We start from the raw sequence: 12,634 nt of genomic DNA on the forward strand, positions 1-12,634 counted from the left end.
CGCCCCCCGGAGTGCCCGGGGTGATCGACCACGCCTCGCCGGTGCCGGTGCCCGACAGGGGCGGCCACGACTGGCCCTGGCCCCCGGCGGGGGGCCCGTGCGGATCGGCCGGGGGAGTGGGCTGGGGCCGCGAGGGGATGACGCGTCCTTCCAGGACCTCGCGGCGGCCGTCGCGGGCATGGCGGGGATCCTGCGGTGGCTGCTGCCCGGGCGCTTCAGTCATGCCGCGCATCATAGAGGGCCGTCCCGCCGGCTCCGGATGACCGGCAGTTTCGCGGAAAACGACTTGGGGCGGGTCACCCGGGAAGGGACAATCCTGGCCATGGGTCATGTGGAAGCAGCGCACCTGGAGTACTACCTGCCGGACGGGCGGGCGCTGCTCGGCGACGTCTCGTTCCGGGTGGGCGACGGCGCCGCCGTGGCCCTGGTCGGTCCCAACGGCGCCGGGAAGACCACCTTGCTCCGGCTGATCTCCGGGGAGCTGAAACCGCACGGGGGCACGATCACGGTCAGCGGCGGCCTCGGCGTGATGCGCCAGTTCGTCGGCAGCGTCCGCGACGACCGCACCGTGCGCGACCTGCTGGTGTCCGTGGCGCATCCCCGTATCCAGACCGCCGCGCAGGCCGTGGACGCCGCCGAGCTGGCGATCATGGCGCAGGACGACGAGCCGGCCCAGATGGCGTACGCGCACGCGCTCGGCGACTGGGCGGAGGCGCGCGGCTACGAGGCGGAGACGCTGTGGGACATCTGCACGACGGCCGCGCTCGGGGTGCCGTACGAGCGGGCGCAGTGGCGCGAGGTCAAGACGCTCTCCGGCGGTGAGCAGAAGCGGCTGGTGCTGGAGGCGCTGCTGCGCGGCCCCGACGAGGTGCTGCTGCTGGACGAGCCGGACAACTATCTGGACGTGCCCGGCAAGCGCTGGCTGGAGGAGCAGCTCGCGCAGACCCAGAAGACCGTGCTGTTCGTCAGCCACGACCGCGAGCTGCTCTCCCGCAGCGCGGAGAAGATCGTCAGCGTGGAGACCGGCCCGGCCGGCAGCACCGCGTGGGTGCACGGCGGCGGCTTCGACACCTTCCACGAGGCGCGCAAGGAGCGGTTCGCGCGCTTCGAGGAACTGCGCCGCCGCTGGGAGGAGGAGCACGCCAAGCTCAAGGCCATGGTGCACCGGCTGCGGCAGCAGGCCGCGATCAGCCCCGACATGGCGTCCCGCTACCACGCGGCGCAGACCCGGCTGAAGCGGTTCGAGGACGCGGGCGCCCCGCAGGAACCGCCGCGCGAGCAGGACATCCGGATGCGGCTGAAGGGCGGCCGTACCGGGGTGCGGGCGGTGACCTGCGAGAAGCTGGAGCTCACCGGTCTGATGAAACCGTTCGACCTGGAGGTCTTCTACGGCGAGCGGGTCGCGGTGCTCGGCTCCAACGGCTCCGGCAAGTCGCACTTCCTGCGGCTGCTGGCCGGGGACCCGTCGGTCGCGCACAGCGGTACGTACAAGCTGGGCGCCCGGGTGGTGCCCGGGCACTTCGCGCAGACCCACGCCCACCCCGAGCTGGTCGGCCGCGCGCTGGTCGACATCCTGTGGACCGAGCACGCCCACGACCGCGGCCGGGCCATGTCCGTGCTGCGCCGCTACGAGCTGGAGCGGCAGGGCGACCAGCCGTTCGACAAGCTGTCCGGCGGGCAGCAGGCGCGGTTCCAGATCCTGCTGATGGAGCTGGTCGGCACGACCGCGCTGCTGCTGGACGAGCCGACCGACAACCTGGACCTGGAGAGCGCGGAGGCGTTGCAGGAGGGCCTGGAGTCGTACGACGGCACGGTGCTCGCGGTCACCCACGACCGCTGGTTCGCCCGTTCCTTCGACCGCTTCCTGGTCTTCGGCTCCGACGGGCTGGTCCGGGAGACCCCCGAGCCGGTCTGGGACGAACGCAGGGTGGACCGGAAGCGCTGACCCGGGCGGTGTGGAGCCGCGTTTTGACCCGTGCGGGCCCGGAACGGTATCCTCAAGGTTCGTTATGCGTATTGGCTTGCTCTATCTCACGTGAGGGGCCCTTACGCCGGTCCACCGGGCCGATGACCAGCGGCAGGTGCACGGGTTGCGTCCCCGTGCCACCTCGGAGGCTGTCGTGATCGTCCGGGTGGCCTTGTCAGGACTCCTACTGAGAAGAAGCGAAGGCTACGACCGTGCGTACGTTCAGCCCCAAGCCCGGCGATGTCCAGCGCCAGTGGCACGTCATCGACGCGCAGGACGTTGTCCTGGGCCGTCTGGCCAGCCAGGCAGCAACCCTTCTGCGGGGCAAGCACAAGCCCATCTACGCCCCCCACGTCGACACCGGTGACTTCGTCATCATCATCAACGCCGACAAGGTGCACCTGTCGGGCAACAAGAAGACCCAGAAGATGGCCTACCGCCACTCCGGCTACCCGGGCGGTCTCCGCTCGGTGCGCTACGACGAGCTGCTTGCCAAGAGCCCGGAGAAGGCTGTGGAGAAGGCCGTCAAGGGCATGCTGCCCAAGAACACCCTGGGCCGTCAGATGCTCTCCAAGCTGAAGGTCTACGCGGGTGACCAGCACCCGCACGGCGCCCAGCAGCCGGTGCCGTTCGAGATCACCCAGGTCGCGCAGTAGTCCCGGCCACCAGCTACCAGAAGGAATCTGAGGAGAATCGTGGCTGAGACCACCGCCGAGACCGTCCTCGAGGGCGACGAGTCCTACGACGAGATCACCACTTTCGAGTCCGAGGCCGTCGAGTCGGAGTACACCTCCGAGTCGCTCGCCTCCCGCTTCGGCGAGCCGCAGCCGGCTGCCGGCACCGGCCGCCGCAAGCAGTCCATCGCCCGCGTCCGGATCGTCCCGGGCAGCGGCAAGTGGAAGATCAACGGTCGCACCCTTGAGGGCTACTTCCCCAACAAGGTGCACCAGCAGGAAGTCAACGAGCCCTTCAAGGTGCTCGAACTCGACGGCCGGTACGACGTCATCGCCCGCATCAGCGGCGGCGGCGTCTCCGGCCAGGCCGGTGCGCTGCGCCTGGGCGTCGCCCGCGCGCTCAACGAGGCGGACGTGGACAACAACCGCGGCCCGCTGAAGAAGGCCGGCTTCCTCACCCGTGACGACCGCGCGGTCGAGCGGAAGAAGGCCGGTCTGAAGAAGGCCCGCAAGGCGCCGCAGTTCAGCAAGCGTTAGTCCGAGCGGCGGCACGTCCGTCACCCGCCCGGCAGGCACGCTTTCGCCCCGGAGGCACTCAGTTGCCTCCGGGGCGTTCGTATGAGGGCTCCCGGGGCTATACCAGTGGTTGTACGACGCTTGGTCGGACGGAGCCGGGGCAGGGCGGCCCTGTGGCTCCGACGGTCGCGCGCGGTACCGGCGGGGCGTCGCAACCGGCGGCCCGGTGATGCGCGACCGGTGGTGACCCACGACCGGTGGCCGTACGACTGAGCCGCACCTGTATCGGAGGAAACACTGTGGGACGACTCTTCGGCACCGACGGGGTGCGCGGGATCGCCAACGCCGACCTCACCGCCGAGCTGGCGCTCGGCCTGTCGGTCGCGGCGGCGCATGTGCTCGCCGAGGCGGGCACGTTCGCGGGACACCGGCCGGTGGCCGTGGTCGGGCGCGATCCGCGGGCGTCCGGCGAGTTCCTGGAGGCCGCCGTCGTGGCGGGCCTCGCGAGCGCGGGCGTGGACGTCCTGCGGGTCGGTGTGCTGCCCACTCCGGCGGTGGCGTATCTCACCGGCGCGCTGGGCGCCGACCTCGGCGTGATGCTCTCCGCAAGCCACAACGCCATGCCGGACAACGGTGTCAAGTTCCTGGCCAGGGGCGGCCACAAACTCGACGACGAACTGGAGGACCGGATCGAGGCGCTCTACGAGGAGCACCGCACCGGCGCCCCCTGGACCCGCCCCACCGGCGCGGGGGTCGGCCGGGTCAAGGAGTACGAGGAGGGCTTCGAGCAGTACGTCGCCCACCTCCTGGAGGTGCTGCCCAACCGGCTCGACGGGCTGAGGATCGTACTGGACGAGGCGCACGGCGCCGCCTCCCGCGTGTCGCCCGAGGCCTTCTCCCGGGCCGGAGCCGAGGTCGTCACCATCGGCGCCGAGCCGGACGGCCTCAACATCAACGACGGCTGCGGCTCCACCCACCTCGACCTGCTCAAGGCGGCCGTCGTCGAGCACGGCGCGGACCTCGGCATCGCGCACGACGGCGACGCCGACCGCTGCCTGGCGGTGGACGCGACCGGCGCGGAGGTGGACGGCGACCAGATCCTGGCGGTCCTCGCCCTGGCCATGCGCGAACGCGGCACACTGCGCGCCAACACCGTGGTCGCCACGGTCATGTCCAACCTCGGCTTCACGCTCGCCATGCGCAGCGAGGGCATCGAGCTGGTACGGACGGCGGTCGGCGACCGCTATGTACTGGAGTCGATGAAGGAGAACGGGTACGCGCTCGGCGGCGAGCAGTCCGGCCATGTCATCGTGCTGGACCACGCCACCACCGGCGACGGCACCCTGACCGGCCTGCTGCTGGCCGCCCGGGTCGCCGCCACCGGGCGCCCGCTGGCCGAACTCGCCGCGGTCATGCGGCGGCTGCCGCAGGTGCTGATCAACGTGCGGGACGTCGACAGGAGCCGGGTCGAGTCCTCGGCCGAACTGACCGCCGCGGTCACCGAGGCGGAGGCGGAACTCGGCTCCACCGGGCGCGTGTTGCTGCGGCCGTCCGGCACCGAACCGCTGGTCCGGGTCATGGTCGAGGCGGCGGACATCGACCACGCCCGCGCGGTGGCCGGGCGGCTGGCGGACGTCGTCAAGTCGGCGCTGGGGTAGGGGCCGGGGCTGTGCTGCCCGCCCGGAACCAGTTCCGGGCGAGCAGCGTGTCAGAGCTTGCGCAGGGACAGGCGCCGCACGGTGTGCTCGGGGCCCTTGCGGAGCACCAGCGTGGCCCGGCTGCGGGTCGGCAGCACGTTCTGCTGGAGATTGGGCCGGTTGACGGTGCGCCAGATCATGCGGGCGTAGTCGAGGGCCTCGTCCTCGGAGACCTGGGTGTACGTGCGGAAGTAGGAGTGGGGGTCCTGGAAGGCGGTCTCGCGCAGCTTGCGGAACCGGCCCAGGTACCACTGCTCGATGTCCTCGGTGCGCGCGTCCACGTACACGCTGAAGTCGAAGTAGTCGGCGAGGCCGATCCGGGTGCGGCCGTCCTTGCCGGGCAGGGCGGGCTGCAGGACGTTCAGGCCCTCCACGATCAGGATGTCGGGGCGGCGCACGGTCAGCCGCTCGCCGGGCACGATGTCGTACCACAGGTGCGAGTAGACGGGTGCGCTGACCTCGGGCTTCCCGGATTTGACGTCGGCGACGAAACGGGTCAGGGCGCGGCGGTCGTAGGACTCGGGGAAGCCCTTTCGGGACATCAGGCCGCGCCGCTGCAACTCGGCGTTGGGGAGCAGGAAACCGTCGGTGGTGACGAGCTCGACGCGGGGGTGCTCGGGCCACCGGGCGAGCAGCGCCTGGAGCAGGCGGGCGGTGGTGGACTTGCCGACCGCGACGCTGCCGGCCACGCCGATGACGAACGGGGTGCCGGGCTGCCGCGCGCCGTCCCCGCCGGCCGCCGTGCCGCCGAGGAAGGTGTTCAGGGCGCCGCGCAGGCCGCTGTGGGCGCCGACGTACAGATTGAGCAGCCGGGACAGCGGCAGGTAGACGTCCACCACCTCCTCCAGGTCGATGACGTCGCCGAGGCCGCGCAGCTTCTCCACCTCGGCGGCGGTGAGCGGCAGCGGGGTGCGCTCGCGCAGGGCGCTCCACTGTTCCCGGGTCAGATCGACGTACGGGCTGGTCGGGGAGGTCATGACAGGAGTTTTCCACAGGCTGTCGGCGGCCTGTGGGCGGGATGCCGGTGGGGGGCGCGGATCGTCGGGGCGCGGGGGGCTTCGCGGCTGCGGGCCAAGGGTCTGCCGCGGGGATCAGGCCGGATCACGGAGCGGGGCCCGGTGCGTGCGATCGCAGGGCGGAGGAAGGAGCCGGCGCGGTGGGGGCATCTCCCACGCCGCGGGCTGTGGGGGACATCGACGACTGACGACGCCGTGAGCGTGCGTGCCGGGCCCCGCGAGCCCGGCAAGATCCACAAGGCAGGCTTTAAGCTGATCGGTATGTGCGGCATCGTGGGATACGTCGGCGGGCAGAGTGCGCTGGACGTCGTGATGGCGGGTCTGGAACGCCTGGAGTACCGCGGCTACGACTCGGCCGGGGTGGCGGTGATCGCCGACGGCGGGCTCGCCACGGCCAAGCGGGCGGGCAAGCTCGGCAACCTCCGCAAGGAGCTGGCGCGGCAGCCGCTGCCGGACGGCGGCACCGGCATCGGGCACACCCGGTGGGCGACCCACGGTGCTCCCAACGACGCCAACGCGCACCCGCACCTGGACAACGCGGGCCGGGTCGCGGTCGTGCACAACGGCATCATCGAGAACTTCGCGGCGCTGCGCACGGAGCTGGCCGGGCGCGGTCACAGCCTCGCGTCCGAGACGGACACCGAGGTGGTGGGACATCTGCTCGCCGAGCAGTTCTCGTCCTGCGGCGACCTCGCCGAGGCCATGCGGCAGGTGTGCCGGCGGCTGGACGGTGCGTTCACCCTGGTCGCGGTGCACGCCGACGACCCGGACGTGGTGGTCGGTGCCCGCCGCAACTCCCCGCTGGTGGTGGGGGTCGGCCAGGGCGAGCAGTTCCTCGCCTCCGACGTGGCCGCCTTCATCGCGCACACCCGCGAGGCGATCGAGCTGGGCCAGGACCAGGTCGTGGAGTTGCGCAGGGACGGCGTCACCGTCACCGGGTTCGACGGGCAGCCGGCCGACGTGCGGCCGTACCACGTGGACTGGGACGTCTCGGCGGCCGAGAAGGGCGGCTACGCCTCCTTCATGCTCAAGGAGATCGCCGAGCAGCCCAAGGCGGTCGCCGACACCCTGCTCGGCCGGATCGACGCGGGCGGTCGGCTGACCCTGGACGACGTGCGGATTCCCGACGAGGTGCTGCGGCAGGTCGGCAAGATCGTCATCGTGGCGTGCGGGACCGCCTTCCACGCCGGGATGATCGCGAAATACGCCATCGAGCACTGGACCCGGGTGCCGTGCGAGGTGGAGCTGGCCAGCGAGTTCCGGTACCGCGACCCGATCCTGGACCACAGCACGCTGGTCATCGCGGTCAGCCAGTCCGGCGAGACCATGGACACCCTGATGGCGGTGCGGCACGCCCGCGAGCAGGGGGCGCGGGTGCTGGCGATCTGCAACAGCAACGGCTCCACCATCCCCCGGGAGTCCGACGCGGTGCTCTACACCCGGGCCGGGCCGGAGGTGGCGGTCGCCTCCACCAAGGCGTTCCTCACCCAGATCGTGGCGTGCTACCTGGTCGCGCTCTGGCTCGGGCAGGCGCGGGGCACCCAGTGGGGCGACGAGATCCAGGCGGTGGTCCGCGAACTGTCGGCGATCTCCGCCCAGGTCGAGCGGGTGCTCGCCACGATGGAGCCGGTACGGGAGCTGGCCCGGTCGCTGCGGGACGAGGACACCGTGCTCTTCCTCGGCCGCCACGTGGGGTACCCGGTGGCGCTGGAGGGCGCCCTCAAGCTCAAGGAGCTCGCGTACATGCACGCGGAGGGCTTCGCCGCCGGGGAGCTGAAGCACGGGCCGATCGCGCTGGTCGAGGCCGGTCTCCCGGTGGTCGTCGTGGTGCCCTCGCCCCGCGGGCGCTCGGTGCTGCACGAGAAGATCGTCTCCAACATCCAGGAGATCCGCGCCCGGGGCGCCCGCACCGTCGTCATCGCGGAGGAGGGCGACGAGGAGGTCGTGCCCTACGCCGACCACCTGATCAGGGTGCCCCGGACCCCGGTGCTGCTCCAGCCCGTGGTGGCCACCGTGCCCTTGCAGGTCTTCGCCTGCGAGCTCGCCACCGCGCGGGGCAACGAGGTGGACCAGCCCCGTAACCTCGCCAAGTCGGTGACGGTCGAGTGATCGTGGGAGTCGGCATCGACGTCGCCGAGATCGACCGGTTCGCGAAGGCCCTGGACCGCACTCCGGGCCTGGCCGAACGGCTCTTCACCCCCGCCGAGCTCCACCTGCCCTCCGGCGACCGCCGCGGCCTGGCCTCCCTCGCGGCCCGGTTCGCCGCGAAGGAGGCGTTGGCCAAGTCCCTCGGCGCCCCGCCCGGCCTGCACTGGCTGGACGCCGAGGTCCTCACCACCCCGTCGGGCCGGCCCCTGCTCACCGTCCGCGGCACGGTCGCGCTGCGCGCCGCCGAACTGGCCGTCAAGAACTGGCACGTCTCGCTGAGCCACGACGCCGGCGTCGCCTCCGCCGTGGTCATAGCCGAGGGCTGACCGCGCGGACTACTTCGCGATCAGCAGCAGCACCGCCCGCCCGTGCAGCGTGTACGCCGAGCCCGCGCCGCCGATCAGCGTCTCGGTGCCGGGCGCGGCGATCTGGTCGGGACCCTCCGCCCAGGTGGAGGTGTCCGTGACCCGGTACCAGTTCCTGCCCGCCCCCGGGGAGGGCAGGGTGAACGTCACGTCGCCGGACCAGCCGTTGTAGCCGACGTACAGCGCGCTGCTGGAGTCGCCCAGCTCGGTGCCGTCGTACCGCCAGGCCAGCGCGTGGTTGTTGGCGTTGGACCAGTACGCGCTGTCCGGCGCGGCGCCGGCCGGGGTGAACCAGTCCAGCTGCGCCATGCCGTTGCCGTTGGCGTCGGTGGAGCCGTAGAAGCCGGCCGGCCGCAGCGCCGCGTGCGCCTTGCGGAAGGCGATCAGGCGCTGCGCGTAGCCGCGGAAGGTGCTCTGCTCGGCGGTCCAGGAGGTGGTCAGCCAGTTCGCCGAGGAGTCCAGGTTGTACGGGTTGTTGTTGCAGCGCAGCGACCGCAGGTACTCGTCGCCGCCGTTCATCAGCGGGGTGCCGGCGGACAGCAGCACGAAGGCGAGGCCGTTGCGGGCCGCCTTGCGCTGGTCGGCGGCGATCCCGCCCTGGTCCCAGGAGAGGTTGGCGTCCGCGCCGCCGTCCGACGGCCCGTACGGCCACGGCTGGCTGTTGTTCTTGCCGTTGCACGCGTACAGGTCGGCCAGTGTGAAGCCGTCGTGCACCACCATGAAGTCGACGGAGTTCCAGGGCGCGCGGCCGTCGTCCTGGAACAGGTCGGACGAGCCGGCGAACCGCGTCGCGAGCTGACCGGGCGTCACGTTCTCCACGCCCAGGGCGTTCTGGTCGCGGCGCAGGGTGTCGCGGAAGTCCCCGTTCCACTCCGACCAGCCGGCCGGGAAGTTGCCGAGCTGGTACGTGCCGCTGCCCAGCGCCCACGGTTCGGCGATCCAGTCGGTGCCGGTGCCGCCCCCGGCCGGCCGGGCGGGCATCGTGGCGGTGATCCGGTTCAGCGCGGTGGCCGGATCGGTCCTGCTGTACTGGAAGCACCCGTGCTGGCAGGTGTTGCCCAGCACCGGCGCCAGGTCGAAGCGGAAGCCGTCGACCCCCAGGGAGTCCTTCCAGTAGGCGAGGGAGTCCAGGACGATCTGCTGCGCGACCGGGTTGTACGTGTTGTAGTTGCCGCCCACCCCGGTGTTGTCCCACGGGCTCTGCAAATCCGAGGTGAGCGAGTAGTACGCCGGGTTGTCCAGGCCCCGCCAGGACAGCAGGCTGTACGTGGTCTTGTCCGACGGGTTCCAGGGGCCGCCCTCGGCGGTGTGGTTGTAGACCACGTCGCCGAGCACCTTGATCCCGGCGTCGTGGAACGCCTTCACCATCGCCTTGAACTCCCGGGTGGGACCGCCCGGCGTCCGGTCGGAGGAGTAGCGGCGGTCCGGTGCGAAGTAGTCCAGCGTCGAGTAGCCCCAGTAGTTGTCGCCGCTGGTGCCCGTCGGGTCGGCGTCGTTGGCGTCGTTCTGGGTCTCCTGCACCGGCAGGAACTCCACGGCCGTCACCCCCAGCGCGGCCAGGCTCGCCGCCTTGAGGCCCGCGCCCTTGTAGGTTCCCTGGTACGCGGCGGCCACCGACGGGTCGTTCCTGGTCAGGCCGCGGACGTTCACCTCGTATATGACGTCGTCCTTCAGCGCCCTGGTCGGCTTGGTGCCGGTGCTGGTCGTGTCGTCGGCCAGCACGATGCCCTTGGGAGCGTATGTGCCGCTGTCCAGGGCGCGGTACTGCGGCCCAGTGGCGTAGACGGTCTCGCTGTTGTTCGAAGGGGTGCGCGGGTCGTGGCTGAGCTCGCGGGCGTAGGGGTCGGTCAGCAGCTTGTTGGGGTCGAACCGGTTGCCGGCCGCGTCGACGTCGGTGACGAAGCCGGCCGAGGAGCCCTTCGTCCAGGACGGCGTGTACGGCCAGTTGGGGCCCCAGGCGCGGTAGCCGTAGTAGACCGCGCCGGTGATCCCGTACGTGGTGCGGAGCGTCGAGACCGGGACGGTCACCGACCAGATGCCGGTCGACGCGTCCTTCGTCAGCAGGTAGGAGACCTTCTCCTGGCTGCCGTACGCGACGGCGTAGAGGTAGACGGCGATGCGGGTGGCCCGGGAGGAGTAGACCCGGAAGTCGATGTTCGCGCCGGTGGCGTCGTAGCGCGCGCCCATGTTCTGGCCGGCGGTGGGAGCGGCGGCGGTGGCCGCGGCGGTGGCCGCGGCGGCGTGCCCGCCGGAGGGCAGGCCGGCACCGGCGAGCGCCAGCAGTGCGGTGGCGCCGGCCACGGCCGTGCGGAACCGGGCCGTGCGGGCTGTGCCCGTACGACCCGTGCTCGTGCGGCCTGTGCCCGTACGGCCTCGGCTGGTGCGGACTGTGCCGGTGCCGACTGTGTTGAAGCGGACCCTGCCGCTGATACGGACCTGCTTGCGCGCGTGCACGGCGACTCCTTCACCTGTGTCCGAACGTGTCCCGAACGGCCGCACGCGCCGGCAGCCGACTGTCTCCCACGGTCCCTTGCAGGAGTTTTCCGAAGTTACCGGCGGGTCGGTTCGGCGTAAAGACATGCGGCGAAGACCTGTGGCGGCCGGCGTGCGGGGCGATCGGGGCGGGCCGTGCGATGGTGGGGCGAGCCCGGCGTGATCCACGACGCAGGCCCTGGCGGCGCTGACACGGAGGTTCGAAGCATGAGGTACGCGCATACGGTCGCGGTCGTGCGGGAGGCGGAGGAGGCGCTGATGGCGCGGCTGCCCGAGGGCGCGTTGATGCAGCGGGCGGCGGCCGGGCTGGCCGGGGCATGCGCGGACCTGCTGGGGCGGGTGTACGGGGCGCGGGTGGTGATCCTCGTGGGCAGCGGCTCCAACGGCGGCGACGCCCTCTTCGCCGGGGCGCGGCTGGCCCGCCGGGGCGCCGGCGTGACGGCCGTCCTGCTCGCGCCGGACCGTACGCATCCGGCGGGCCTGGCCGCGCTGCTGGCGGCCGGCGGCCGGACCGCGACCCCCGACGCCGGTGCCGCGGCCATCGCGCGGGCCGGCCTCGTCCTGGACGGCATCACCGGCATCGGCGGCAAGGGCGGCCTGCGCGCGGAGGCGGCGGCGCTGGCCGGCGCGGCCCGCGAGGCGGGCGCGGCGGTGGTCGCCGTCGACCTCCCCAGCGGCGTGGACGCAGACACCGGCGAGGTGCCGGGCGCCGCCGTCCACGCCGACGTGACCGTGACCTTCGGCACGTACAAACCCGGCCTGCTGGTGGACCCGGCGGCCGGGTCGGCGGGTGCGCTCCGCCTGATCGACATCGGCCTGGCCCCGTACCTCGGCGCTCCGGAACTCGAAGCGCCGCAGCACGCCGACGTGGCGGCGCTGCTGCCGCGCCCGAGCGGCGGGAGCGACAAGTACCGGCGAGGTGTGGTGGGGGTCGTCGCCGGTTCGTGGCGCTACCCGGGCGCCGCGGTGCTCTCGGTGTCGGGCGCGCTGCGCGGTGGCGCCGGGGCCGTACGGTACGTGGGATTGGGCGGGGACGCCGTACTGGCCCGGCACCCCGAGACGCTGGTGTCCACCGGTTCGCCGCACGCGGCGGGCCGGGTGCAGGCGTGGGTGACCGGGCCCGGCCTCGGCGACTCCGCCGAGGCGCGGACCGCGGTGGCGGAGGTGCTGGCCTCGGACGTCCCGGTGCTGGTGGACGCGGACGGGCTGCGGCTGATGGACCGGGAGACGGTACGGGGCCGGGGCGCGCCGACCGTGCTCACCCCGCACGCCGGGGAGGCGGCCGCGCTGCTCGGCCGGCCCCGCGAGGACGTGGAGGCACGGCGCCTGGACGCGGTACGGGCCCTGGCCGCGCGCTTCGGGGCGACCGTCCTCCTCAAGGGCTCCACGACGCTGGTCGCCGATCCGGACCCCGGTGTCCCGGTCCGGGTCAACCCCACCGGCACCCCCTGGCTCGCCACGGCCGGCAGCGGCGACGTCCTCTCCGGTCTCACCGGCTCCCTCCTCGCCGCCGGCCTCCCCCCGCGCGACGCCGCCTCCTGCGGCGCGTACCTCCACGGCCTCGCAGCCCGCCTCACGCAAGGCCCCCTCTCCGCGACGGACGTCGCAGAGGCGATCCCCGCGGCCTGGCGCGACGTCCACGCCTGATCCGGCCGTACGGAGAGTCTTGGGCCTTCCCCGCGGCCGCCGTCCGGTCGGCGGGCCGGTGGTGGGCCGGTGGTGGGGCGTTTCGCCCGCAGGCGCCCGGCGGCGAGCCCGA

At 72.5% G+C, this 12,634-nt stretch carries 9 protein-coding genes and 1 pseudogene; 7 read left to right on the plus strand and 3 right to left on the minus strand.

Features of this window, described 5'->3' with window-relative positions; genetic code table 11:
* Positions 1–223 (minus strand): annotated as a pseudogene (locus VIW71_RS06215) (hypothetical protein); the annotation flags it as partial.
* A 99-nt stretch (positions 224–322) separates the two neighbouring features.
* On the opposite strand from VIW71_RS06215, the gene VIW71_RS06220 reads away from it, so the two are divergent.
* The 4 genes from VIW71_RS06220 (at position 323) to glmM (ending at position 4,814) form a co-directional block, all read left to right on the plus strand.
* Positions 323–1,945, plus strand: a complete 1,623-nt coding sequence (locus tag VIW71_RS06220; RefSeq protein WP_331620972.1) for an ABC-F family ATP-binding cassette domain-containing protein — start codon at positions 323–325, stop codon at positions 1,943–1,945.
* A gap of 233 nt (positions 1,946–2,178) precedes the next feature.
* On the plus strand, positions 2,179–2,622 hold the full coding sequence (rplM, locus tag VIW71_RS06225; RefSeq protein ID WP_331620973.1) for a 50S ribosomal protein L13: 444 nt from the start codon (positions 2,179–2,181) through the stop codon (positions 2,620–2,622).
* A 39-nt stretch (positions 2,623–2,661) separates the two neighbouring features.
* Positions 2,662–3,177, plus strand: a complete 516-nt coding sequence (rpsI, locus tag VIW71_RS06230; protein WP_331620974.1) for a 30S ribosomal protein S9 — start codon at positions 2,662–2,664, stop codon at positions 3,175–3,177.
* 278 nt (positions 3,178–3,455) lie between these two features.
* Positions 3,456–4,814 carry a phosphoglucosamine mutase gene (gene glmM / locus VIW71_RS06235; RefSeq protein ID WP_331620975.1) on the plus strand — a complete coding sequence of 453 codons (1,359 nt, stop codon included), beginning with the start codon at positions 3,456–3,458 and terminating at the stop codon, positions 4,812–4,814.
* Positions 4,815–4,864: 50 nt separating this feature from the next.
* Here glmM and coaA read toward each other — a convergent pair whose 3' ends face one another.
* Positions 4,865–5,830, minus strand: a complete 966-nt coding sequence (gene coaA, locus VIW71_RS06240; protein ID WP_331620976.1) for a type I pantothenate kinase — start codon at positions 5,828–5,830, stop codon at positions 4,865–4,867.
* A gap of 300 nt (positions 5,831–6,130) precedes the next feature.
* Between coaA and glmS the strand changes: the two genes are divergently transcribed.
* Both glmS and VIW71_RS06250 read left to right on the plus strand, forming a co-directional pair.
* Complete coding sequence (gene glmS / locus VIW71_RS06245) at positions 6,131–7,978, plus strand: glutamine--fructose-6-phosphate transaminase (isomerizing) (protein WP_331620980.1); 1,848 nt, start codon at positions 6,131–6,133, stop codon at positions 7,976–7,978.
* On the plus strand, positions 7,975–8,343 hold the full coding sequence (locus VIW71_RS06250) for a holo-ACP synthase (RefSeq protein WP_331620977.1): 369 nt from the start codon (positions 7,975–7,977) through the stop codon (positions 8,341–8,343). Before glmS ends, VIW71_RS06250 begins: the two co-directional genes overlap by 4 nt.
* Positions 8,344–8,352: 9 nt before the next feature.
* Here VIW71_RS06250 and VIW71_RS06255 read toward each other — a convergent pair whose 3' ends face one another.
* Complete coding sequence (locus VIW71_RS06255) at positions 8,353–10,836, minus strand: isoamylase (protein WP_331620978.1); 2,484 nt, start codon at positions 10,834–10,836, stop codon at positions 8,353–8,355.
* A 246-nt stretch (positions 10,837–11,082) separates the two neighbouring features.
* On the opposite strand from VIW71_RS06255, the gene VIW71_RS06260 reads away from it, so the two are divergent.
* On the plus strand, positions 11,083–12,522 hold the full coding sequence (locus VIW71_RS06260; protein WP_331620979.1) for an NAD(P)H-hydrate dehydratase: 1,440 nt from the start codon (positions 11,083–11,085) through the stop codon (positions 12,520–12,522).
* Positions 12,523–12,634 lie beyond the last annotated feature (112 nt).

The organism is Streptomyces sp. (assembly GCF_036524955.1).
In the GTDB taxonomy this organism is placed as follows: domain Bacteria; phylum Actinomycetota; class Actinomycetes; order Streptomycetales; family Streptomycetaceae; genus Actinacidiphila.

What these genes read in the sequence shown, in the direction of transcription:
- VIW71_RS06260 (WP_331620979.1), top strand. Translation starts at nt 11,083, where the DNA reads ATGAGGTACGCGCATACGGTCGCGGTCGTGCGGGAGGCGGAGGAGGCG.
- VIW71_RS06220 (WP_331620972.1), top strand. Translation starts at nt 323, where the DNA reads ATGGGTCATGTGGAAGCAGCGCACCTGGAGTACTACCTGCCGGACGGG.
- coaA (WP_331620976.1), bottom strand. Translation starts at nt 5,830, where the DNA reads ATGACCTCCCCGACCAGCCCGTACGTCGATCTGACCCGGGAACAGTGG.
- glmS (WP_331620980.1), top strand. Translation starts at nt 6,131, where the DNA reads ATGTGCGGCATCGTGGGATACGTCGGCGGGCAGAGTGCGCTGGACGTC.